The organism is Entomomonas sp. E7T21, from assembly GCF_058693955.1.
The window spans coordinates 136570-162206 of the sequence record NZ_CP191672.1 but is presented as its reverse complement, the minus strand read 5'-3'; the positions used below and the strand labels follow the sequence as shown (position 1 = coordinate 162206).

At 35.7% G+C, this 25637-nt stretch carries 22 protein-coding genes; 13 read left to right on the top strand and 9 right to left on the bottom strand.

Features of this window, described 5'->3' with window-relative positions; all coding sequences use genetic code 11:
- The 9 genes from rodA to gshB all read right to left on the bottom strand — a co-directional run bounded on the left by rodA (position 1) and on the right by gshB (position 9329).
- Positions 1 to 1152, bottom strand: a complete 1152-nt coding sequence (gene rodA / locus ACQVD9_RS00785; protein WP_264747010.1) for a rod shape-determining protein RodA — start codon at positions 1150 to 1152, stop codon at positions 1 to 3.
- Entirely contained in the window at positions 1142 to 3112 is a 1971-nt protein-coding gene (gene mrdA / locus ACQVD9_RS00780) for a penicillin-binding protein 2 (protein WP_264747009.1), read from the bottom strand. Before mrdA ends, rodA begins: the two co-directional genes overlap by 11 nt.
- 24 nt (positions 3113 to 3136) lie before the next feature.
- Positions 3137 to 3604: a 23S rRNA (pseudouridine(1915)-N(3))-methyltransferase RlmH gene (gene rlmH / locus ACQVD9_RS00775; RefSeq protein WP_264747008.1), complete on the bottom strand. Its 468-nt coding sequence runs from the start codon at positions 3602 to 3604 to the stop codon at positions 3137 to 3139.
- Between the two features lie 3 nt (positions 3605 to 3607).
- Entirely contained in the window at positions 3608 to 3970 is a 363-nt protein-coding gene (rsfS, locus tag ACQVD9_RS00770) for a ribosome silencing factor (RefSeq protein ID WP_264747007.1), read from the bottom strand.
- A 99-nt stretch (positions 3971 to 4069) separates the two neighbouring features.
- Positions 4070 to 4711, bottom strand: a complete 642-nt coding sequence (gene nadD, locus ACQVD9_RS00765; RefSeq protein ID WP_264747006.1) for a nicotinate-nucleotide adenylyltransferase — start codon at positions 4709 to 4711, stop codon at positions 4070 to 4072.
- Complete coding sequence (locus ACQVD9_RS00760) at positions 4692 to 5951, bottom strand: glutamate-5-semialdehyde dehydrogenase (protein ID WP_264747005.1); 1260 nt, start codon at positions 5949 to 5951, stop codon at positions 4692 to 4694. Before ACQVD9_RS00760 ends, nadD begins: the two co-directional genes overlap by 20 nt.
- A gap of 75 nt (positions 5952 to 6026) precedes the next feature.
- Positions 6027 to 7337 carry a tRNA lysidine(34) synthetase TilS gene (tilS, locus tag ACQVD9_RS00755; RefSeq protein ID WP_264747004.1) on the bottom strand — a complete coding sequence of 437 codons (1311 nt, stop codon included), beginning with the start codon at positions 7335 to 7337 and terminating at the stop codon, positions 6027 to 6029.
- Positions 7338 to 7399: 62 nt separating this feature from the next.
- Positions 7400 to 8290, bottom strand: a complete 891-nt coding sequence (locus ACQVD9_RS00750) for an energy transducer TonB (protein WP_264747003.1) — start codon at positions 8288 to 8290, stop codon at positions 7400 to 7402.
- 88 nt (positions 8291 to 8378) lie between these two features.
- The gene (gene gshB, locus ACQVD9_RS00745; protein WP_264747002.1) at positions 8379 to 9329 is read right to left on the bottom strand and encodes a glutathione synthase; all 951 of its coding nucleotides are present in this window, start codon (positions 9327 to 9329) and stop codon (positions 8379 to 8381) included.
- A gap of 226 nt (positions 9330 to 9555) precedes the next feature.
- Here gshB and pilG point away from each other — a divergent pair, with 226 nt between their 5' ends.
- The 13 genes from pilG to ACQVD9_RS00680 all read left to right on the top strand — a co-directional run bounded on the left by pilG (position 9556) and on the right by ACQVD9_RS00680 (position 25557).
- Positions 9556 to 9963 carry a twitching motility response regulator PilG gene (pilG, locus tag ACQVD9_RS00740; protein ID WP_201092796.1) on the top strand — a complete coding sequence of 136 codons (408 nt, stop codon included), beginning with the start codon at positions 9556 to 9558 and terminating at the stop codon, positions 9961 to 9963.
- Positions 9964 to 10009: 46 nt separating this feature from the next.
- Positions 10010 to 10375, top strand: a complete 366-nt coding sequence (gene pilH, locus ACQVD9_RS00735; protein WP_201092806.1) for a twitching motility response regulator PilH — start codon at positions 10010 to 10012, stop codon at positions 10373 to 10375.
- Positions 10376 to 10409: 34 nt separating this feature from the next.
- A complete protein-coding gene (locus tag ACQVD9_RS00730; RefSeq protein WP_264747001.1) occupies positions 10410 to 10961 on the top strand; it encodes a chemotaxis protein CheW in 552 nt (183 codons plus the stop codon).
- A 93-nt stretch (positions 10962 to 11054) separates the two neighbouring features.
- Entirely contained in the window at positions 11055 to 13034 is a 1980-nt protein-coding gene (locus tag ACQVD9_RS00725) for a methyl-accepting chemotaxis protein (protein WP_264747000.1), read from the top strand.
- Between the two features lie 78 nt (positions 13035 to 13112).
- Positions 13113 to 19235, top strand: a complete 6123-nt coding sequence (locus ACQVD9_RS00720) for a hybrid sensor histidine kinase/response regulator (RefSeq protein WP_264746999.1) — start codon at positions 13113 to 13115, stop codon at positions 19233 to 19235.
- Positions 19232 to 19702 (top strand): chemotaxis protein CheW, encoded by a 471-nt coding sequence (locus ACQVD9_RS00715; protein WP_264746998.1) that lies wholly within the window; start codon positions 19232 to 19234, stop codon positions 19700 to 19702. Before ACQVD9_RS00720 ends, ACQVD9_RS00715 begins: the two co-directional genes overlap by 4 nt.
- A gap of 136 nt (positions 19703 to 19838) precedes the next feature.
- Complete coding sequence (locus tag ACQVD9_RS00710; protein ID WP_264746997.1) at positions 19839 to 20630, top strand: transporter substrate-binding domain-containing protein; 792 nt, start codon at positions 19839 to 19841, stop codon at positions 20628 to 20630.
- Between the two features lie 53 nt (positions 20631 to 20683).
- Positions 20684 to 21472 carry a transporter substrate-binding domain-containing protein gene (locus ACQVD9_RS00705; RefSeq protein WP_264746996.1) on the top strand — a complete coding sequence of 263 codons (789 nt, stop codon included), beginning with the start codon at positions 20684 to 20686 and terminating at the stop codon, positions 21470 to 21472.
- Between the two features lie 44 nt (positions 21473 to 21516).
- On the top strand, positions 21517 to 22302 hold the full coding sequence (locus tag ACQVD9_RS00700) for a transporter substrate-binding domain-containing protein (protein WP_264746995.1): 786 nt from the start codon (positions 21517 to 21519) through the stop codon (positions 22300 to 22302).
- 84 nt (positions 22303 to 22386) lie between these two features.
- The gene (locus ACQVD9_RS00695; protein ID WP_264746994.1) at positions 22387 to 23355 is read left to right on the top strand and encodes an amino acid ABC transporter permease; all 969 of its coding nucleotides are present in this window, start codon (positions 22387 to 22389) and stop codon (positions 23353 to 23355) included.
- The gene (locus ACQVD9_RS00690; RefSeq protein ID WP_264746993.1) at positions 23348 to 24082 is read left to right on the top strand and encodes an amino acid ABC transporter ATP-binding protein; all 735 of its coding nucleotides are present in this window, start codon (positions 23348 to 23350) and stop codon (positions 24080 to 24082) included. The genes ACQVD9_RS00695 and ACQVD9_RS00690 overlap by 8 nt, the downstream gene beginning before the upstream one ends.
- Positions 24083 to 24090: 8 nt before the next feature.
- Positions 24091 to 24519, top strand: coding sequence for a Cd(II)/Pb(II)-responsive transcriptional regulator (gene cadR / locus ACQVD9_RS00685; protein ID WP_264746992.1), 429 nt, complete (start codon positions 24091 to 24093; stop codon positions 24517 to 24519).
- Between the two features lie 105 nt (positions 24520 to 24624).
- Complete coding sequence (locus tag ACQVD9_RS00680; protein WP_264746991.1) at positions 24625 to 25557, top strand: AEC family transporter; 933 nt, start codon at positions 24625 to 24627, stop codon at positions 25555 to 25557.
- The last annotated feature ends 80 nt before the right edge of the window (positions 25558 to 25637 follow it).

Here is a 25637-nt window from a genome sequence, read left to right as displayed (position 1 = left end):
TCATCTTATAGACGTTGTCCATTGGCGGTGAGTTTGTATAGCCATTAGAATACCAAATGAGGAAAGTAAGGTAACTACTGATGTTCCACCATAACTCATAAGAGGTAAAGGAACGCCTACCACAGGTAATAAACCACTGACCATACCAATATTTACAAAAACGTAAACAAAGAATGTCATGCTTAAACCACCTGCTAATAGTTTGCCAAATAATGTTTGGGCATTAATAGCAATCATCAAACAGCGTGCAATAATTAATAGATAGATTGTTAATAGTAAAATAACACCAAATAAACCAAACTCTTCACCAATTAAGGCAAAAACAAAGTCTGTATGGCTTTCTGGTAAAAAGTCTAAATGAGATTGTGTTCCTTCCAACCAGCCTTTACCCCAGAATCCTCCAGAGCCAATGGCTGCTTTGGATTGAATAATATTCCAACCTTTACCTAATGGGTCTGATTCTGGATTAATAAACGTTAGCACACGATGTTTTTGATAATCGTGCATAATAAAATGCCACATACCATAAGCAATAGGGATAATGGCAACAATAGCACTAATAATCCAACTCCAACGAAGCCCTGCTATAAATATGACGAAAGCTCCTGCTGCTAAAATAAGTAATGATGTTCCTAAATCAGGCTGTCTAAGTACTAATAAAAAAGGAATCCCTGTTAAAACTAAGCTAACCACAACATGTTTAAAACTAGCGGGTAGGCTATGTCGAGAAATATACCAGGCGATAGTGGCAGGTACAACAATCTTCATAAACTCAGAGGGTTGGAAACGAATTAAGCCCGGTATTTTTAGCCAACGCTGTGCACCCATTGCGTTATGACCATTGATGTCTACAATAATTAGTAAGATAACACCAATAATATAGGGAATAAGCACCCAGCGTGCCATAAACCGTGGATCAAACTGGGCAATGGCTAACATGATGACAGTGCCTATAATAAAAAATGTAGCTTGTCTATTAACAAGCTCCATATTTTTACCACTAGCAGAGTAAAGGATAAATAAATTAGCTGCTGCTAAGACCATTAATAGTACTAACAAGTAACCATCAATATGCAGTCGCTCTAAGAAGGTAGCTCTTCGTTTATGAGGTGCTTGATTATTTAAAATAATTCGTTTTTTACTAGTTAACATTTTTTTTGTCCTTTAATGTTTCACTAGTGGTAGATAATTCCTCTGGTGGAGGCTTTCTAGCCATTAACTCAGTATCTGTTTTTAATTGACCGTCTTCATTTAGTAACCAAGCATCCATAACTTGTTTAACAATGGGGGCTGCTAAGCCACTACCCGATTCACCATTTTCTATAATAATAGCAACTACGATACGTGGTTTTTCAGCGGGTGCAAAGGCCACAAATAAGGCATGGTCACGATGTCTTTCATTTAAGCTTTTACTGTCATAACGTTCATTTTGACGAATGGCGACTACTTGGGCTGTACCACTTTTACCTGCTATACGATAGGTGGCTGTACTACCCATTTTTCTAGCTGTTCCCCGAGCTCCATGAACAACTTGTTGCATATCCCGATTAATAATATTCCAATTATCCTTATTTTTAAACTTAATATCTGGAGGAGTTGGTCGGTCAGTAGTGTTAATAGAACCATTAGCAATTAGCTGATCTATAGTTAGGTTATCAGCAAATTTTAATAAATGAGGGCGAATCCAATGACCATGATTTGCTATTAATGCAGTTGCTTGAGCTATTTGTAAAATAGTTGTTTGCATATCACCTTGGCCAATTCCTGTAATTAATGTATGGCCAGGATACCATTGTTGTTTATGAACTTGCTCTTTCCACTCTCTGGATGGCATGATACCAGGTGACTCTTCTAAATACATATCAAGTGAAACGCGTTGTCCTAAACCAAATAAAGTTAAGTACTTATGCAGATTATTAATACCTATTTTATAGGCTAAATCATAAAAATAAGTATCGTTGGAGCGCATGATAGCGGTTTCCATATTTATCCAACCATCACCACCTCGGTTCCAGTTACGGTATTTATGGGTAGAATTAGGTAATTGATAGAAGCCTGGATCAAAGACTTTTTCTTCAGGTGTCGTAGCACCCACTTCAAGGCCTGTTAATGCTACTAAAGGTTTTACTGTAGAACCCGGTGGATAAGTGCCATAAATAGCACGATTTAAAAAAGGTTTATCTGGATTATTGGCTAAGGCATTGTAATCTTTTTGGCTAATACCTGTGACAAAGGGGTTAGGATCATAACTAGGCGAACTAACTAAAGCTAGAATTTCACCATTACGGGGGTCTAAAGCGACAATAGCAGCACGTTTATTCTCTAAGACCTGCATTGCCATTTTTTGTAAATAATAATCCAGTGTAAGCGTTAAATCTTGCCCTGCTGTGGGTTGTGTTTGGCTTAAAACACGCATGACTTTACCACGTGCATTGGTTTCTACTTCTTCATAGCCAACTTGACCATGTAGCATGCTTTCATAAAAACGTTCTGCACCTGTTTTTCCAATATGATGTGTGCCACTATATTCAACAGTGTCAACGCGTTTTAAATCTTGATCACTGATACGACCTACATAACCTACAGAATGAGCAAATAACTTTCCATAGGGGTAATTACGGATGAATTGTACTTCAACTTCAACACCTGGTAAGCGAGGCTGATTAACGGCAATAATAGCCCTCTGTTCTTCAGTAAGCTCATATAACAGAGGGACAGATTCAAAAGGACGAGAACGTTGTTTGACTTTATTAATTAAACTTTCTTTGTCCTCATCTGTTAAGTGAAGAACTTCGACCAGTGTATCAATAATTGTTGTCCACTCTTTGGCACGTTCACGGGTAAATGTTAAGTTAAAACTGGGTTCATTACTGGCAATAACGATACCATTACGATCATAAATAATACCTCGTATAGGAGGGATCGCTTGGGTATGGACACGATTTTTTTCAGAAAGGGTAGAATGATATTTGTATTGAATAACTTGTAAATAATACATTCTAGCAAAGAGAATGATCATTAAGGTAACAATAAAAATAGAACCGACAATCGCCCTATGCCTTATGATGCGGGCATTTTTTATATGATCTTTTATAGGAAGTGGTTCTACCATAATGAACTATTTAAACCTTTAGGTTTATTTATGATAGGGATGGCCAGTGAGAATGGTCCAGGCCCTATATAACTGTTCTATAATCACAACCCTAACAAGTGGATGAGGTAAAGTTAATGCAGAAAGTGACCATTTCTCATCACTACGCTTGCAAACTTCTGGAGCTAACCCTTCAGGCCCACCAATCATCAAGTTAATATCTTGTCCTGCTAATTGCCACTGTGCTAAACGTTCAGCTAATTGCTCAGTACTCCAAGGTTTACCTGTAACTTCTAAAGTAATAACTTTGTCAGTAGATTGGGTTTTATTCAACATAGCAACACCTTCTTGTTGAATAAAGCGTTTGATATCAGCATTTTTACCACGAGTAGTAAGTGGAATTTCTATTAATTCTACAGCTAACTCTTTGGGTAATCGTTTATGATATTCTTGCCAACCTTCTTCTATCCAACGTGGCATTTTACTACCAACAGTAATTAGCCTAATACGCATAAATTAGACAGCTTCATTATTAGTTTGTTTAGCACGACTTTGCTCTGCACCTTGCCAAAGGCGTTCTAAATCATAAAAGCTACGCGTTTCTTGTAGCATGACATGAACTACCACAGAACCTAAATCTACTAATGCCCATTCTGCATTTTCTAAACCTTCGATACCTAATGGACGTACGCCTTGTTTTTTCACTTCTTCAATCACATTATCTGCTAATGCTTTTACTTGACGTGAAGAGCTACCTGTAGCAATGACCATGAAATCAGTAACACTAGTTTTTTCATGAACATCGATGACAACGATGTCTTTGCCTTTTAAATCGTCTAGTGCAGCAGTGGCAATTTCTACAATTTGTTTACTTTGCATAATATATTTGTTACCTAAATTATACGAAATACTACTTACTCTTTTACTTCGGTTAGTAGTTTATTTCTATTAATGAGTTAAATAAAAAACCTGTTCGTGTTATTGATAAAGCTGGTGTTGATTAATATAGTCTAACACAGTCTCAGGTAATAAAAATTGTACTGATTTACCCTGTACTAAACTGTTTCTAATCTTAGTTGATGAAATATCTAAAGGAGTTTGCTGTATATAAGCAACTTGCCCGTATTTTTCACTAATCTGTTTAGAGTCAACTAATTTATCTGCTATAAATGTTTGTAATTCAGGAGGGATTTTAGCAGATAGATGGGGTCGTTGTAATACAAGAATGTGACAATAATTTAATAGCTCTTGCCAGCGATACCATGAGGGTAATCCGCAAAAAGCATCCCAGCCCATAATGAAAAATAATACATCATTATCAGTTAACTCTTGATGAATAGAATAAAGTGTATCAAAAGTATAAGAGGGCTTGTTACGCTTTAACTCTCTATCATCGACAGCAAACATAGGTGTATTGCTAGTAGCCAATTGCACCATTGCTAAACGATGCATAGCACTAATTGAAGGTGTTTCGCGATGTGGCGGTAGAGCATTAGGGATAAGTTTTAACTCATCCAATGCTAGCTGTTCCACTACTTCAATTGCAGATCTTAAATGTCCTATATGGATAGGATTAAACGTACCACCAAGTAAACCTATTTTAGCCACGAGTTTGACCATCACCTAATACAATGTATTTCTCCGTAGTCAAACCCTCTAAACCAACAGGGCCGCGCACATGCAGTTTATCGGTAGAAATACCAATTTCTGCACCTAAACCATATTCAAAGCCATCTGCAAAGCATGTTGGGGTATTATGCATTACTGAACTTGAATCTACTTCTGCAAGGAAACGTCTTACCGACTCTGTATTTTCGGTAATAATACTATCTGTATGATGAGAGCCATAATGATTAATATGGCTAATCGCTTGCTCAATATTATCAACTACTCGTACAGCTAGAATAGCTGCCAAATACTCTGTAAACCAATCTTCCTCAGTAGCTTTATTGATATTAGGTAAGTAGTTAAGTGTTCGTTCACAGCCTCGTAGTTCAACACCTTTTTCTATAAATTGTTGTGCTACGATAGGTAAGAATTTTTCGGCTACTGTTTGATCAACAAGGAGTGTTTCCATAGCACCACAGATGCCATAGCGATAACATTTAGCATTTAATGCTATTTTGCATGCCTTTTCTAAGTTAGCGTATTGATCTACATAAATATGGCAAACCCCATCTAAATGCTTGATTACAGGCACTTTGGCGTGCTCGCTAATACGTTGAATAAGTGATTTACCACCACGAGGAATAATAACATCCACATATTCAGGCATGGTTATTAGCAAATCAACAGCTTGGCGATCAGTAGTATTAACCAGTTGTACACAATGACTAGGTAAGTTGGCTTCTTGTAATCCTTGTTGAATGCAGGCTGCAATTGCTTTATTGGAGTGGATGGCTTCAGAGCCTCCTCTTAAAATAATAGCATTACCTGATTTTAGACAAAGAGCCGCAGCATCAATGGTTACATTAGGGCGTGATTCATAAATCATACCAATAACCCCAATAGGTGTACGCATTTTGCCAATTTGTAAACCAGAAGATGTATATTTAAGGTCTCTAATAGCACCTACAGGATCAGCTAGAGTAATAACCTGTTTCACACCTGTAATCATTGCTTCTAAACGAGTATCAGTTAACTCTAAGCGGTCTAATAAAGCAGGAGATAAACCATTTGCTTTACCGCTTATGAGGTCTTGTTGATTAGCCTGTCTAATAGTTTCTTTGGCACGAGCTAACTGGTCAGCAATACATTGTAATGCTTTATTTTTTTGCGCTGTAGTAGCTTTTACCAATGCCTGTGCTGCTTGTCGAGCATTAATGCCTAGTTCGTGCATATAATCAGTAATATTTGCCATAAGAAATCCAGTAGAAATCGTAAAAATTATTAATATTATGATAGGTAGCTAGTATCTATATAAAAGGGCTAAAGATCAATATAGATTATTATTCGGTAACCATTCAAAGCTAAAGTTTTGTTGGATATCTTTATCTCGCCACTGGGGAAAGTTAGCAACAGCAATTAACCTATTTTGCTTATCAAATAATAAAGGTATCCTTTGGCGGAGAAAGCTAGGAATTGCTTGCTCATTGAATAGTTTTTTTAAATCCCGATGACCGCGATTATGTAACTGTAAAACCTCACCGCCTTGTCGATAGCTTACAAATAAAGGCTTGTTAGGTAAATCACCTTTTATAGTGACTATACCATTATTAGATAGTGATATTTCCTGTTCTGAAGAAATAGGTTGTTTAGTAGTGGCAGGTTTATTAAGCCAGTTATCCATTAATAACCAAATTCGTTCATTAGTACGATGTAATTCTGCATTTTGCAATTGCCAAATGGGTTTGGCAGACTCTTTAGCATTTAACAAATCTTGCCAACCCTGCCAATGTACAGTGCTAGGAAGTAGGGTGTACTTAGCTAGCCAATGAGCGAGTGCATTTTTTTGCCTAGCCCATATTAAATTAGCGAGTGGTTCTAGCCGTAAGTTTGGGATAGATAACCAAGGATAAAGAGGAGTTGTTTGGGCTACAATTAGGTCTTGTATCGCTAGCTCATTTAATAGTTGTTGAGCTTCCTGTAGGTGTTTAGCTGTTTGTGTAATATTGTTTACAGCTTGCGGCCAATAGCTTTGGAGTACAGGAATAACCTGATGACGTAAATAATTGCGGGAAAAACTGGTATCTGTGTTGCTAGGATCTTCAATCCATTGTAAATGATTTACGTCAGCATAGTTTTTTAATGTTTGATAGGGAATATCTAGTAGTGGACGTACTACAGTTCCTGTCGTTAATGGTCGGCTTTTAGGTATTCCTGTTAGTCCTCTAACACCAGTACCTCTAAATAGGCGAAATAATAATGTTTCTGCTTGATCGTTTTGATGTTGAGCTGTGAATAAAATATCATCTTTTTGTACTATCTGTGAAAAAGCATGGTAACGAGCTTCTCGTGCAGCTTGTTCAATACTAGCTTGTTTGGTGACCTTCACTTTAATAATTATTAAAGGAATAGCTAACTCGTCACAGGTTTTTTGACAATGGTCAGGCCAAGAATCAGCCACAGCTTGTAGGCCATGATGAATATAAATGGCTGATATTTCTGGTAAATTGTATTGTTGTTTTAATTTAACTAATAGATGTAATAAAACAGTGGAATCCATACCACCAGAAAAGCCAACAAACCATCGTTTAGCTTGTTGGTAAGGTGTTAGTTGTTGCCATAACTGAGAAACGAGCGACATGATTGTAAAATTAATAGAGTTATCTGTTATAAGTACAATAACATATTTACTAATTTAAGCAATTAACCATCTGTTGATAAACGGTCGCTACGATCAAACTGCCAAGTTCTAATGATTTCAATAATATCAGTGTCTGCTAACTCTTTAGGAAAAGGAGCAAAGGGTGCTGACATATGAACAATTCGAATTGCGGCACGGTCTAACACGGGCTTACCTGATGATTTAAGTACTTTGACAGTATGTAATTGACCATTTTTCTTAATAGCAACTAATAATCTTAAACTACCATAAATTTTCTTAGTACTAGCTTCTTTAGGGTAGTTTAGGTTACCAATACGTTCAATTTTCTTACGCCACTCATCTTGATAGGCTGCTCCCTTATCCCTTTTGGTGGCGGCTGAAGTGATCTGTAAAATTTTAGGGCGTTTAGCATAGGCTTGTTCTTTTTGAGCGATTTGTGCCTCTAAACTAGCTATTTGTGCAGCCCAATCAGTATTATTAACAGTTTGTTTAGCTTGGTCTTGCTGTTCTTTTTTGTCAGATTCTTTAATGTCTTTTTGCTGTTGTTTACTGGCAGTGGTTAAGACACTTTTAGTTGTTTCTGTAGGTTGTTGCTCTTTTTCCATAGAAGGAAATGGGCTAGGAGCAGGATTGATTTCTAAGGCTTGAAAATCTGCTGGAGAGGTTGTTCTAGGTATCAGGGCTTGTTCCTCAGTACCACTGCCTTGTTGATTTTCTTGGGCAATAAAGTCTGCCTCTTCAGGTGCTGTATCACCTTTAAAAGATGCTAAAGAAACATCTAAAACTTTACCTATATGCTGATCTTCTGGTGCAAAGCCAACACCAAAAATAATAGTAGTATGGAGGATAGCAGCTAAGCATATCATCAAGCCAAGCAAATCATTTTGTTTGGTTTTATGAAGCTTGGCTAATTTATTAAAAAGTGATCGCATAATTTTTACATCTAAAATACTTGAAACGTCCTGTTTAGTAAGCTCAGCATTTCAATCAACCATGAAAAGTTGATTGAAGTTTAAAGAGTTACTTTTTTAACTTGGCTTCAATACAGTTCATTAATTTACCAGCAATATGTGTATTATACGCTTTATCAATTTCTCGAATACAGGTAGGACTAGTAACATTGACCTCTGTTACGTATTCGCCAATTATATCTAAACCAACAAACAGTAGGCCTCTTTTTTGTAATTCAGGGCCTATTGCTTTAGCAATTGCATAATCTTTCTCAGATAAAGGTTGTGCAATACCCGTTCCTCCGGCCGCTAAGTTGCCACGGGTTTCTCCTTTTGCAGGAACTCGTGCTAGGCAATAGGGAATAGGTTCACCATCAACGATTAGGATACGTTTATCGCCTGCAATAATATCTGGAATATAACGCTGTACCATAGTTTGTCGAGTACCATGCGCGGTTAGTGTTTCAATAATAACGGAGAGATTAGGATCACCTTCACGATGGCGAAAAATAGAGGCTCCACCCATTTCATCTAATGGTTTTAGAATGACATCACCTTGTTCTTTTATAAAAGCTTTTAAAATATCAGAGCGGCGGCTCACTAAAGTAGGCACCATAAATTTTGCAAAATTAGTAGCAAATAACTTTTCGTTGCAATCACGTAGGCTTTGGGGTTTGTTTACAATAAGTACGCCTTCTTGCTCAGCCTTTTCAAGTAAGTAAGTGGTGTATAAAAATTCACTATTAAAAGGAGGGTCTTTACGCATTAAAATAACATTTAATGTGTCTAGGCTAATATCAGTTTCTTCACCTAAGTCATAGAAATGTTCTGGTTCTTTATAAACTTTTAGAGAGCGAGCTTTGGCTTTAACTTTACCTTGTAGTAGGTATAGGTCTTCTTGTCGCATGTAAAATAGTTCCCAGCCACGATCTTGAGCTGCCCATAACATAGCCAGTGAGCTATCCTTCTTAAAATTAATGCTATTGATAGGATCCATCACAATGCCGAGACGAATAGACATAACTCAGTATTCTCCTGATATAATTTGCTATTTTGATGACGCAATGTTGACATATGTAAATAATTATAGAATAAATTAACATATTATGTAGTATGATATGTTATAAATAGTATTTATAATACAAAATCATAAACATTTGCACTAGTTAGTTACTGTGCGCTATGTTATGTGTATATAATATGGTCATAATGTAGATTGTTTTTATCTCAAGTGATGGCGGAATAAGATGGAACAAGGTGAAAAACTTAAAGTCATGGTGATAGACGATTCTAAAACTATTCGTCGAACCGCCGAGACCCTGCTTAAAAAAGCAGGATGTGATGTGTTTACTGCGGTAGACGGTTTTGATGCGTTGGCTAAAATAGCTGATAATCATCCAAATATTATTTTTGTAGATATTATGATGCCTCGCCTTGATGGTTATCAAACTTGTGCACTTATAAAAAATAACAGTCGTTTTAAAACTACGCCTGTTATTATGTTGTCATCTAAAGATGGTTTGTTTGATAGGGCAAAGGGGAGAATAGTAGGCTCGGATCAATATTTGACTAAGCCGTTTAGTAAAGATGAGTTATTGGGTGCAATAAAGGCGCACGTTCCTAACTTTGTACCTCAAGATAATGCAGCTGAATAAGCAGCTGTTTTTGTATAGTAATAATTAAAATTGGTGGTAAGGTAAAATGGCTCGAATTTTAGTTGTAGACGACTCTCCTACAGAAGTATATAAACTAACAACAATGTTACAAAAACATGGGCATATGGTTATAGGGGCTGAAAATGGGGCAGATGGCATTGCATTAGCTCGCAAAGAAAAGCCAGATGTCATTTTGATGGATATTGTTATGCCTGGCTTCAATGGCTTTCAGGCAACCCGTCAATTGACTAAAGATGAAGAAACAAAGAATATTCCAGTAATTATTGTTACAGCTAAAGATCAAGAAACTGATAAAGTATGGGGTCGTCGTCAAGGGGCTAGAGATTATTTAACTAAGCCAATTGATGAGGCAACACTTTTATCTACTGTGGATGCTGTGTTAGCAGGATAATTGCAACAGTCCTAAAACCTAAGGAGTTATTGACATGGGAATGCCAGAAAAAAGCACCCCATTTAATTTGTTACTCGAAATCGATCAGCTTTATACTGACTCAGGGATTAGTTTGCCTGAACAAAGAAGGTTGCAAGCTAGTATTTGGACTGGTATTGGGTTTAGGTTAGGGCAATATCATTTTGTAATAGCCATTAATTACTTGGAAGAAATTCTTACTGAACCAACATATACGGCAATTCCTATTGTTAAACCATGGTTAAAAGGAGTGGCTAATATGCGTGGCCACTTATTGCCTGTGATGGATTTAAACAAATTGTTTGGTATACCTTCTGAAGCATCTCATAAACAGCGCCGAGTGATGGCTGTTAAAAATACTGATGGTGGGTATGTTGGTTTCTTAGTTGATGCGGTATACGGTATGCAGCATTTTTCTGCTGATAATCAATTAGCAGGTACCGTTAATATACCAGAATCCTTGACTCCTTTTGTTGCAGGTGTCTATAAAGGTGAGCAACAAAAGTGGTTAATTTTTAATGCTGAAGCTTTTATGGCAAGTCCGCAGTTTTTAACAATAGGACAGTAATTTAATCGTTAAAGGTCAAAGTTTTAAACAGGTTAGGTAATATATTTAAGTCTAAGGGCCTTAAAATCTGGCTTTCAAAGAGGCATAAGTAGTATGAGTAAAGAAAAATCAGCTAGTTCATCAAAGCAAAGTAGTAATTTTCTACTAGTATTGCTAGGTATTTTGCTAACTGTGCTAGTTGTAGCATATGTAGCTAATCTTTTTTATCTTGGTAAGAAGTCTGCAGATGATAGAGCTTATGTTAAAAAGGCTAATGATTTGCGTGTTTATTCGCAAAGTATAGCAGCTGACTCATTAAAAGCGCTCACAGGTAGTGAGGATGGCTTTAAGAACTTAACAGTGGCCTCTACTAGTTTTGATGCGGATTGGGCAAATCTAAAAACTACTCTTCCGGTGGATCAAGTAAATGGATTGGCGAATGCATGGTCAGCGTTAAAGCCTAATATTGATACTTTATTAATTAGACAAGAAGCGTTAACAACAACTTACGCATCAGTAGATACATCGTTTAAGTTGGTAGAAAACCTACGTACTATTAGCCAAAACACACTAGATAAGTTAAAAGATCAACAAAGTGATATTAGACTTACTAATCAGATGCAACAAGCAGCTATTTTATTAGAGAGTATTCAACATAATTTAAATGGTGTGTTAACTAATTTTGCAGCTATTGAGAGTACTAGTAAAGATTTAGCAGATAAAGTAAAAGAGTTTAATAATATTGTTGATATGCTAAAACAAAGTGGCGTATTACCAAATGAAGCTCAGAACATTTTATTAACAGCAGTTAGTCCACTTAATCAATTAAGATCTAATGTTGATGTTATTCTTGAAAAATCTCAATATATTGCGGAGTTACAAGGTGTTGAGTCAAAAATTCTTGATGGTTCTCAGAAGTTACTAACTGAAGCTACTAAAGTAGCTAATGGTATTGAAGAGTCAACTTCTGCTTTTAGTACCAGTGCCTTTTTAGGTTACTTAGTCTTATTGCTCATCATTGCTGCAGTTGTTGGTATGTTCCTTGTTATTCAAAGAAATACCCGTAGACGTTTACAAGAAACAGCAAGAGAAAACTCAGTAAACCAAGAGGCGATTTTACAGTTACTTGATGAAATCGGTGACTTGGCAGATGGTGATTTAACTGTTAGTGCAACGGTATCAGAGGCATTTACTGGTGCGATTGCTGACTCTATTAACTACTCTATTGAACAGTTACGTGATCTGGTACAAACGATTAACCAAACCTCTGGACAAGTATCTGCTACAGCAGAAAATAGCCAGAGCTTAGCGATGAATCTAGCGGAAGCAGCGGAGCACCAGGCTGGTGAAATTGCAGGTGTATCAACAGCTATTAGTGAAATGGCGAGTTCTATTGATAGGGTATCTGCTACTGCACTTGAATCAGAAAATGTGGCAAAACGTTCGGTGGAAATCGCACATAATGGTAGTAAGATTGTAAATAATACTATTTCTGGTATGGATACTATTCGTGAGCAGATTCAGGATACTTCTAAACGTATTAAACGTCTGGGTGAATCTTCACAAGAGATTGGTGATATTATTGGTCTGATTGATGATATTGCTGAACAAACGAATATTCTTGCACTTAACGCGGCAATTCAGGCATCGATGGCCGGTGATGCAGGCCGTGGTTTCGCTGTGGTTGCGGATGAGGTACAACGTCTAGCTGAAAGATCTTCAGCAGCAACTAAACAAATTGAGACACTAGTTAAAGCCATTCAGACAGATACTAACGAAGCTGTTATTTCAATGGAACAAACTACATCAGAGGTTGTTCGTGGTGCGAAACTCGCTGAGAATGCAGGTGTTGCCCTTGAAGAGATTGAGAACGTATCGCAAGCATTAGCTAAATTAATTCAATCAATTTCTAATGCTGCAAGACAGCAGGCATCAACAGCTGCTCATATTTCAAGAACGATGGATGTAATTCAAGAAATTACTTCTCAAACATCTTCTGGTAGTACAGAAACAGCCGTTACCATCGGCCGTTTAACTACCATGTCACGGGACATGCGTAAATCTGTAGAAGGTTTCAAACTACCAAATAACTAATTGATTTTAAAGAATTAATATGCTTATACAGTTTATGTTGGATCAGATAATAAGTGTGCTTTGTGTTGGAGAGTATGCATGGCTATGAATAAGGTAACTACAGAGGATAGCCATGATTATGTTGCGCTTAGTTGGGTGAAGAATGAGATAGTTAATAATCTTAATCAAGTCCAACAGGTGCTAGAATCATTAGCTGATGAAACAACAAGTAAGAATGATATAGCTTCAGGGTTAGCTAATTGCTATAGCTTGTTGCACCAAGTTAGTGGTGCACTGCATATGGTAGGTTTTCCTGGTGCTGCATTGTTTGCAGAAGAAATTAGAACGTTCTGTGAAACATTAATCAATGATAAAGTAGAAGACTTTAGTCATAGTTTGCAAGTGTTAATGCAGGCTGTGTTGCAGATGCCTACTTATCTTGAGATTATTCAGACAGAAGGTCATGATATTCCTATAGCTTTATTGCCTCTTATCAATGAGATGAGAGAATGCTATAAAGCAACCCCTTTATCTGAGGTTGAATTATTTTCTCCTAAATATTATGGAGCAGCCTCACCTTTAACAGATGAAGAGCTAAAAGAAATCAATACAGAGGGATTAGCTAATTTATTACGTAAATTACGCCAGTCACTACAATTATCTTTAATTGATCTAATTCATAATCGTAATCTTGAGGTTGCGCTTGATCATCTAATTAAGATTTTTAATTACTTGGGACGTTTATGTAAAGCTACGCCAATTTCTATGCTTTGGCGTATTGCATTAGCTTTTGTAACGGGTATTAATGAAAAAAGTATACCTAATAGTCCTGAAGCTAAAGATTTGTTAAAACAAATTGATCGACAAATAAAAATATTGGTTGAGCAAGGTGTTGTTGGAATGAATAACCCTGCTCCAGATGCTCTGATAAAAGAATTATTATTTTTATTAGCTCAGGTAGATAGTAGTTCCGATGAAATTAAGGCAATTAAACAAGAATTCCATTTAACAAGTTTAATTTTAAATGTTAAAGATGTTAATACTCATCAGACAAAATTAGCTAATATTGATAAAGCTGCTTTAGAATCTGTTTCTCAAGCTCTGTCAGAAGAATTCACTTTTGTTAAAGATCGATTAGATTTACTTGCTCGTTCTGAAAGTCAGAATGGAGTAGATTTGCAAGGTTTACCTGAAACACTAAAAGTAATTTCTAATACATTAGAAATGCTAGGTTTAAATACTCAGAAAAATATAGTTAATAAGCAATTTGATGCTATTAATAGTGCTATTGCAAGTAATTATTTGGATAAAGTTCAAGCCATTGATATTGCAGAAGCAATACTAGATGTAGAAACAGTAGTTACTAATATTACTAAAACTGGTAGTTCAGCTAAAGCTGGTGTTACAGGTGATGCGCAGGAAATTGTAATTCGTGAAGCCGCTCATGAGTTAACTCAAGTAAAAGAAATTCTTGCACAGTATTTTGCGACTGAAGGTAAAGAGGGACAGATAAAAGATACAACTGAACTATTAACCCATACAGCTGGTGCTTTAGCTATTATATCCCAACAACGGGCAGCCGCTGCGGTTATTCGTTGTTTACAGTATATTGAAGAACGCTTAATAAACAGTACTATTTACCCTGATAATAAAGAAATTGACTCTATTGTTGGTGCAATTGCAAGTATTGATTATTACATGGAGTGCTTGGCTAAAAATCAAATAGTAAGTGCTAAAGATGCGTTGAACTTTGCAGTAAAATATTTGCACGAGCTAGGTTATTCATTACCAGACGATTATGAGTCATTAACGACTAAATATATAGCTTCTGTAGCGCCTGTAGAAGAGGCTGAGCAAGGTGTCTCACAGGAAGAAGTTGTTGACATAGAATCTGTAGAAGAGCAACAAGTTATTGCTGAGCAATCTCCATCAATACCACAACAACCAGTAGTTCAAGAAGCTAGCAAAGTTGGTGAAGAGGTAGATGAAGAGTTTGTTGAAATCTTTACTGAAGAAATGGAAGAGATTTTAGAAGCATTATCGACTACCTTACCAGCATGGGTTGCTAATACAGATGATAAAGAATCATTAACAGAAATTCGCCGTTCTTTCCATACTATTAAAGGTAGTGGACGAATGGTTAAAGCAACTGTTATTGGTGAGTTAGGCTGGTCTGTAGAAAATATGCTGAATAGAGTTATAGATAAAACTATACCTATTTCTCAACCTGTATTAGATGTAGTACAGGACGTTGCAAAATTATTACCAGAATTAATTAAAGAGTTTGCTTCAGGCCAACAACATTCTCGTGAAGATGTTGATTATTACGCTGCTGTTGCTGATGCCTTAGCTACAAAACAAGAACTACCAGTTAAAAAAAAATCTGAACAATTATTAACAACAGAAGAAACTGTTGTTGAAGATGATAATGTAATTGAGCCAGAGCTGGAAGCTGAAGAAACTTTGCAAGAACAAGATGATGTTGATGCAACAACTACATCTGATAATGTAGAAGAAACCACTTCAGCTCCTGCAGAGTTTGATGTTGAGTTAATAGATATTTTTATTGCTGAAGCTCAAACTCATATGCAAACATTAAAGGCATTTATTACATTATGTGAGCGTTCATTACCGCAAGTTGTTACAGATTCTTTACAGCGAGCAATGCATACCTTAAAAGGTAGTGCATTAATGGCAGGTTTGGATGCTATTGCTAATATTGCTAAGCCTTTTGAAGGTTTCTTAAAAGAATGTAGTATTAATGCTTGGTCAATTGAACGAATTGATCTTGAATTGTTAAGAGATGCATATGCCTTATTAAATAAAGGTATACGTCAATTGGAGCTTTATTCATTAGCTCCTGTTGATGGTACAGAATCACTTGTTGAGCGTATTCGTTTACGTCGCGAGTATTTAATATCACAACTTGAAGTAACTGTTAGTTCTGAGTTAGCTAATAAAGATAATGACGCATCGCCTGCAGCTTTGGTTAGCGCAATAATGCAGAATGTGGATTTATTATTAGATGCTGAAGAATATATTGAAAAATGGCGTGAGACGTCTGATAGTGATTTTATGCAGCTATCAGTATTGCAAGAAGAGTTAGCAAAAGTATCACCTTATGCTGAGCAAGCTGGTTATCAATCAATTGCTGATTTATGTAATGTCTTATTGAAAGCCTATGCAGCAGTATCAGCAAATACGATAAAGAGAGATGGTGTATTTTTTGATGCATTAACTCAAGTTCATCATGTGTTATTGAATTGTATTGATCAATTAGCAGCAGCTCAGGTTGTTTCTGAATATTCTGAAAAAGTTGCTTTGTTAGAGCAAGTATTGTCTAGTACAAATGTTCAAGAAGCTGTTGTAGAGCAACAAGAGATGGTAGAGCAGCAAATAGATGACAAGCCAGAAGAGTCAGAAAAAATTATTGAACCCGAAATAATAGAGCCTGTTGTTGAACAAGTACAGCAAGTAGTTGTTAATCAACCAACAGAAGTTGTGGAAACTGCATTAGTTAACCCACAAGTTTCATCTAATTTTACTATAGAAGATAAACTAATTCTTGGTGCACCTGCTCCTGCTGGTCCTATCATTGAATCTGAAGATGATATTGATTCAGATATGGCTGAAATCTTCCTTGAAGAAGCTGATGAAATACTAGTTGAGGCAAGAAATGACTTAGATAAATGGATTGAAGATCAAAGCGCTGATCATTTACAAGATTTGCAACGCCAATTGCATACCTTAAAAGGTGGTGCAAGGATGTGTGGTGCTGTAGGTTTAGGTGATTTGGCGCATGGTCTTGAGTTTATTTATGAAGGGCTATTGAATGGTCGCTATAGTTATTCAACAGATTTAGTGAAATTATTGAATAAAACTCATGATTTTATTCAGTTGATTGTTGATACATTACATGACTCTACTGTTTTACCTCATAGCCCAGAGTTATTAAATGCTATTCAGTTATTCCGTCAAGAAGGACGTGTTGTTTTAGATGATTCAGCAGTAATTACACAAGTACCAGAACCAGTTGTGGTAGATGCTGAAATTATTGATGAAGCACCTGTAACTATTACAGAGCCTGTAGGGCAAACTACTGAAACTCAAGTTATAGAACCTGAATTGATTGAGGTTGAGCCAGAAGATCAAGTAGCCATTGAACCAAAAGAACCACCTATAACTATTGATGTTGAAGCAGTTGAGGTAGTTCAACCTACGCAGATTTCTGAAGAAACAGTTGTAGTTTCTGAACCAGAAAAAGAGCAAACATCTCCTGCGGTAGTAGAGTTTAGAGAAACTGAAGTTTCTAAAGCAAAAGATAAAGTAACCTCAAAAGAAAGTAGAGAAGCTACTGAGCAAATTAAGGTAGCAGCAGAATTATTAGATAGTTTAGTTAATCTCGCTGGTGAAACCTCAATTTATCGTAGTCGTGTTGAGCAGCAAAATAGTGATTTAGCATCTGCGTTGATGGAGATGGATGTTACTATTGATCGGGTGCGCGATCAGTTACGTCGTTTAGATACGGAAACACAAGCACAAATTATTTCTAGACACCAAACAGAGGTTTCATCTAGTTATACAGATTTTGACCCGTTAGAAATGGATCAATACTCACAAATACAGCAATTATCAAGATCATTGTTTGAGTCTGCTTCGGATTTACAAGACTTAAAAGATACTTTGATGCGTCGTAATCGTGATGTGGAAACTTTATTGCAACAGCAAGGTCGTGTAAATACTGAGTTACAAGAAGGCTTGATGCGTACTCGAATGGTACCATTAGATCGTATTGCACCTAGATTACGTCGTTTAGTGCGTCAAGTTTCTACCGAGTTAGGTAAACAAGTAGATTTAGTGATTGGTAATACAGCAGGGGAAATGGATCGGGGTGTAATTGATGCAATTGTTGCGCCATTAGAGCACATGATCCGTAACTCACTTGACCATGGTATTGAAAGTAAGGATATCCGTGTAGCTGTAGGTAAACCAGCTAAAGGTACAATTTCTCTAGACCTTATTCGTGAGGGTGGGGAAATGGTATTACGTCTTAAAGACGATGGTGCTGGTATTTCTGTTAAAACTGTACGTGATAAGGCGATTAATAAGGGGCTAATGAGCCTTGATGAAAAACTTTCTGATAAAGAAATTTTACAGTTCATTTTAGAAGCTGGTTTCTCTACAGCTAAGAAAATTACTCAAATCTCTGGACGTGGTGTTGGTTTAGACGTAGTAGTAAATGCTGTTAAGCAGTTGGGTGGTGTATTAACGTTAGATTCTGAAGAGGGTAAAGGTACTACCTTCTCTATTCGTTTACCAATCAACTTATCAGTAAGTCGTGCACTGATGATTCGTGTTGCTGAAGACCATTATGCAATTCCAATGAGTACTGTAGAAGGGGTTACTTATATTTCCCCTGAGCAACAGAAAGAGTTTTATCAGTTTGGTACGGCTGAGCTAGAGTATGGTGGAGACTCTTACCGAGTTAAGCACTTGGGAGAGCTTTTAGGTAACCAAATAGTAGCACAAGCACAATACGTGATTGAGGAAAAAGCACCTGTCTTATTAGTACGTTCAGGTGAGCATTATATTGCTTTACGTGTTGATGAATTATTACCATCAAGTGAAGTAGTTGTTAAGAGTTTAGGCGCACAGTTCCTTTCTGTACCTGCTATTTCTGGTGCAACTATCTTAGGTGATGGTCATGTAATTATCATCCTTGATTTAAGTGCATTGGTACGTAGTTATTTTGTTCATCAGCAACATAATATTAGAACAGAGGAAAGAAGAATAGCATCATCTGAAGAATTAGAAGAGGTGAAACGTCCACCATTAGTTATGGTTGTGGATGACTCTGTGACAGTACGTAAAGTAACAACACGTCTTCTTGAGCGCCAAGGTATGCAAGTAATTACGGCACGTGATGGATTAGATGCTGTGACACAGTTGGAAGAAAAAGTTCCAGATATTATGTTGCTTGATATTGAAATGCCTAGAATGGACGGCTTTGAGGTGGCAACAAGAGTACGTCATGATGAGCGTACTAAGCATTTACCTATTATCATGATTACTTCACGAAGTGGTGAAAAACACAGAGAACGTGCATTGGCTATTGGTGTTAATGAATATATGAGTAAGCCTTTTATGGATGCCAAATTAATTAAGTCTATATCTGATCTACTTCCAGCATTTGAGGTAAATTTATTGGAGAGTAGTTCATGACAGAACAAAAATCTGCTAAAAAGACTTCATTAGAAGCATCATTAATTAGTTTATTAGACAGAACATTAATTCTTCCTAGTACAGCTGTTGTGGAGGTAGTATCTATTTCAATGCCTCAGGTAGTTGCCAAAATGCCACGTTGGTTTTTAGGTTTTCTACCATGGCAGGGTTTACGGATACCTTTTATTTCGTTTGAAGCTATTTGTGGCTCAACTTTTAAAATTAATGCAAGTTCAAATATATTAATTTTAAAAACTACTACTGAGTCATTACAGAGTAAGTTTTTTGCTATATTAATTCAGAATACACCTATTAATTGTACTGTAACTGCAGAAGCAATTATGGATGTAGTTGGTGAATTATCTCGTTATGAATTAGAAACTATACGAATCAATGATCATATAGCTAAAATCCCTAATATTCCTGCACTAGAAAAATTATTGATCGACACAGGCGTATTAAATTAGTTTAAATATCAATTGTTGCATGGAAGCAGCAGTTAATAGTTTTGCCAAAGTAGTTTAAAAATAAACTGTTTATATTAGAAGTTAATCTAATTACTTCTGTTCATTCTTGTTATTAATATCCATTTAAGAGGGAAATATGAAGAAGTCTTTGATTGTTGTATTGCTTTCTTTACTATCTTTTGTTGGTTCTGTCTTTGCTGGAATAATTGATGACGCTGTTAAAAGAGGTACTTTAAGAGTGGGATTAAATCCTACTTATATGCCTTTTGAAATGACCAATAAGCAAGGTGAAATTGTTGGCTTTGAGGTAGATGTACTAAAAGCAATGGCCAAGTCTATGGGAGTTAAACTAGAAATAGTATCCATGTCTTATGATGGTCTGATTCCTAGTTTATTAACAGAAAAGTTTGATCTCATTGCCAGTGGTATGACGGTTAACCAAGAAAGAAATTTACGGGTTAATTTTGCTGATCCACTAATTATGACAGGTCAAACATTACTGATTCGTAAAGAGTTAGCAGATAAAGTTAAATCTTATAGAGATTTAAATAGTAGTGATTATAAAATTACTTCAAAAATAGGCACTACTGGCGAGGTAGCAGCTAAAAGACTATTAAATAAGGCACAGTATTATAGTTATAACACGGAAGCAGAAGCTGTGTTAGAAGTGGTTAATGGTAAGGCTGATGCATTTGTTTATGATGCTTCTTATAATATTGTGGCATTAAAAAAACTAGGCAATGACCGTTTGGTCTTTTTAGATAAGCCAATTACTTATGAACCACAAGCATTTGCTTTAAGAAAAGGTGATTATGACAGTATTAATTGGATTAATAATTTCTTAAGCCAGATTAAAAATGATGGTACCTATGATCGTCTTTATAATAAATGGTTTAAAAGAACTGATTGGCTAACAGAGATGGAGTAATTATTCTTTGTTTTAACTAAAAAGCTATATAAATAATATTAATTAAGGTAAGTATGAAAAGAGTTTTAGCTTTTATAGTCGTTATTTTATTTTCAATAACAGCTGCATTTGCGGGGATGACAGATGATGCAGTTAAAAGGGGAACCCTTAGAGTAGGCTTAACACCTACTTATATGCCTTTTGAAATGACTAATAAGCAGGGTGAGATTATTGGTTTTGAGGTAGATATTGTTAGGGCAATGGCAAAGGCCTTAGGGGTTAAGCTAGAGCTAATACCTACTTCTTATGATGGTATTATCCCAGGCTTGTTAACAGGGAAATTCGATATGATCGCTAGTGGCATGACTATCAATCAAAGTCGTAATCTTAGAGTCAATTTTACAGATTTGTTTGTTACTACAGGGCAAACTTTACTTATCCGTAAAGATTTGGCTGATGAAATAAAGTCTTATAAAGATTTGAATAATGAAAAATATAAAATAACCTCGCAAATAGGTACAACAGGTGAGTTTATAGCCAAAAAATATATGAGTAAGGCTAAGTATTATGGATATAACAGCGAGGCAGAAGCAATTTTAGAAGTAGTTAATCATAAAGCAGATGCATTTATTTTTGATGAGTCTTATAACATTGTTGCATTGCAAAGGTTAGGTAATAAAAAATTAATTCATTTAGACAAATTAATTACAGCAGAACCTATAGCCTTTGCTGTTAGAAAAGAAGATTATGATAGTATTAATTGGATTAATAATTTTTTAACCCAAATTAAAAATGATGGTACTTATGATCGTATTTACAATAAGTGGTTTAAACGTACAGATTGGTTAAAAGATATGGAGTAAGTTTTTCCATAAAAAATTTATTATTAAGTATTGGTAGGTTAATTATGAAAAAGATATTAGCATCACTATTCTTAATGCTTACATTGGGTGTAGCTCAAGCAAGTATGATTGATGATGTAGTGAAACGTGGTACATTACGAATAGGATTGGATCCTACCTATATGCCCTTTGAGATGACGAATAAAAAAGGGGAAATTGTAGGCTTTGAAATGGATCTAGTTAAGGCCATGGCAAAATCTTTAGGTGTTAAATTAGAGATAGTTTCTATTGCTCAAGATGGAGTTATTCCAGGCTTATTAACTAATAAGTTTGATATGGTAGCAAGTGGTTTATCTTTAACTCAAGAAAGAAACTTAAAAGTTAACTTTCCAGATCCTTTTATCATGACTGGGCAAACTATCCTTATTCGTAAGGAATTAGAGAGTACAGTTAAATCATATAAAGACTTAAATGATGCTAAGTATAAAATTACTTCTAGACTTGGCACTACTGGGGAGTTTGCTACTAAGCGATTAATTAATAAAGCAAAATACTTTGGTTATAACACCGAGGCAGAAGCAGTGCTGGAAGTAGCGAATGGCAATGCAGATGCATTTGTTTATGATGCTGCATACAATGTAGTAGCGATCCAAAAATTAGGCCAAGGTAAATTAGTTTTCTTAGATAAACCATTTACTTATGAACCATTAGCTTTTGCTATTAGAAAAGGTGATTATGATAGTATTAACTGGATTAATAACTTTTTAAATCAAATTAAAAATGATGGTACTTATGATCGTCTTTATAACAAATGGTTTAAGCGTACTGATTGGTTAAAAGAGATGGAATAATATCCATCTCTCCTATAAATTTTCTATAAAACTTTGCATACAATAGCTTATAATATCTAATTTATAAGCTGTAATTATATAATTATGTCTAGAACTTCTAAACGTCACTGGCCGTGGCACCTGCTTACTCTTGCCATTCTCGCTGTCATAGCTTTGATATTTTGGTATGCCACTGTTTCGACTGCTTATAAATGGGATTGGAATAATATTTCCAACTATTTCTATTATAACAAAGAAGTTATTTTAGAAACTGCACCTAGTGATGTTGGGGTTGCTAGTTTAGATCAACAAGGGCAAAAAACGATTATCACCTTAGTTGATTACGCAACTGATGAAGAATTTAAAATAACTGCTAATGCAGACGAAGTAAAAGTATTTAAAGGACAAGAATTGGTAGAGGGAGATACTATTTCTTCTACTACTCAATGGACAGCAGGTCCTTTTGTCCAAGGGTTTTGGACAACCTTATGGCTTTCTGTTGTATCAGGTATTTTAGGTTTAGTAATTGGTCTAATAGCAGGGCTGTGCCGTATTTCTAAAAATCCTACTTTAAGAGACTTATCAACTGTTTATGTAGAGCTTATTCGAGCATTACCACTGTTAGTAATTATTTTTATTATTTACTATTTCTTTGGTACGATTCTTAAGTTATCCCATGAAACAGCCGCTATTATTTCATTATCATTTAGCGCAGGTGCTTACATTGCAGAAATTGTACGTGGTGGTATTCAGTCGATTTCAAAAGGTCAAACAGAGGCCGCTCGTTCATTAGGTATGGGAGCGGCTAGTACCATGTGTGTAATTATTTTACCACAAGCTTTTAGAAGAATTTTACCTGCATTGACTGGTCAATTTATTAATCTAGTAAAAGATACTTCTTTATTATCAGCTATCTCTATTATTGAAATAACAAGGGCTGCACAATTAGCTACCACTACTTCAATGAAGCCTTTTGAAATGTGGTTTTGTGCAGCAGCGTTGTATTTGTTAATTAATATTCCACTCTCTGTTTTGGCTCATTATTTAGAAAGAAGGCTGGCAAAAAGTGATTAATGTAAGAGAAATTAATAAAGTTTTTGACAGCAAAGGCATGGTTGTTCATGCTGTTGATAATGTGAGCGTAGATATTGCTAAAGGTGAAGTAGTAGTTATTATTGGGCCTTCTGGCTCAGGTAAATCTACTTTTTTACGTTGTTTAAATGCTTTAGAAGATATAGATAGTGGTTCAATTACTATTGATGGTATTCATTTAACCCATTCTAAAACTAATATTAATGCATTGCGCCGTGAAGTGGGGATGGTGTTTCAGCACTTTAATCTATTCCCACATATGACTGTATTAGAAAATCTTTGTGTGGCACAACGTATTGTTCGTAAACGTACCAAGGAAGAAGCGATAGAAAAAGCAAAGAATTTATTAGCTAAAGTAGGTATTGCGCAAAAGATTAATGAATATCCTTCACGTTTATCAGGTGGACAACAACAAAGGGTGGCGATAGCTAGAGCACTTTGTATGGATCCTAAAGTGATGTTATTTGATGAACCTACATCTGCTTTAGATCCAGAAATGGTGGGTGAAGTATTGGATGTAATGAAAAAGCTTGCCCAAGAAGGCATGACCATGGCCTGTGTAACTCATGAAATGAAATTTGCTAAAGAAGTAGCAGATCGTATTTTATTCTTCGATCACGGTAAATTATTAGAAGATACTACGCCTGCTAAATTCTTTACAGCACCTGAAGATCCAAGAGCACAAGCTTTCTTGCAACAAATTTTGTAGGGATTATTATGCGTATAGGTGAACTAGCAAAAGCTGCCAATTGTACAGTAGAAACTATACGCTATTATGAGCAACAAAGTTTATTACCAGAGCCCTATCGTACGCAAAATAATTACCGTGTTTATAATAAAGATCATTTAGATCGTCTAAAATTTATCCGTAATTGTCGTAATTTAGATATGGCACATGATGAAATACGGGAGCTACTTAAATTAGCGAACAATGCTGATGAAAACTGTACAGCAGTGGCTAATTTACTTGAACAACACATACAGCACGTTAATCAGCGCCTTAAAGAATTACAAGAATTACAACAACAGTTACTTGATTTGCATAATCGTTGTCAGGGTAATCGACCTGCTAGTCATTGCAATATTGTACAAGAACTCACGGAAATGGATATTCCAGCGAATTCACATAAAACCCATCTGGGATAAAAAAGATTTAGTTTCTAGCAGGTTATCAATACCTATTAGCGTTTTACTAATATTAGCGGTATATTATAAAGATAAATAATATCGAGTAGTAATGAATCACAATAGATGACTACCTTACTTATCACTTTACCCATCTTTGCTTATATCTTTATTGGCTGGTTAGCAGCTAAATCTCGTTATGTTTCTGATAAGGTATGTGAGGGCTTATCAGAATATGTGTTTTCTATTGCTGTGCCTGTATTAATTATGATGACATTGGCACAGACTTCATCAAAAGACCCTATTATACCTACTTATTGGGTGTCTTATTTTGGTGCTTGTGCAATAGCATGGGGCATTACCATGTTATTAACCAAAAAATTATTAAAAAGGGCTCATAAAGAAACAGTTATTTGCGGTTATGCTACCAGTCAAGCTAACACCGTATTCATGGGGATACCTCTCATTTTAGATGTGTATGGGCAAGCAGGTTCTGTACCGTTATTTATGTTGTTAGCTATTCATCTACCTATTATGTTAGGTGCAGCTAGTTTTTTAATAGAGTTGGGTGGCAATGAAAAATTTTTTACTAAACTTAAAAAAATAGTATTAACTATTTGTACAAATCCTATTTTTATCGCATTGATTATTGGATCATTTTTACATTATTTTGAAATTAAACCAGAGGGTACTATAAAAACTATATTAGAAAGTATTGCCGGTACTGCATCAACATGTGCCCTTATTTCGCTTGGCATGGCATTAAACCGTTATCGAATTAAAGATGACCTTAAATGTGCATCCATTATTGTGGTAGGTAAATTAATTATCCATCCATTGGCTGTTTGGGTATTGGCATTTTATGTATTTAAATTACCACCTGTTTATGCTGGAGTGGCTGTGTTATTTGCTACGTTACCTGTTGGGGTTAATGCTTATTTACTTTCTTTCTATTATAAAACAGCAGAACGGCCAGTATCCTCGGCTGTACTTATTTCAACAGTACTGTCAGTATTTTCGGTTTCAATTTGGTTAAGCTTATTGTTAAAAATGCAGTAGAATAGAGCATTCATAACAAAACCTTATTATTTATACAGCCTAATAAATCAGTCTTTGTTATAATTAAAAATTTCCTGAAT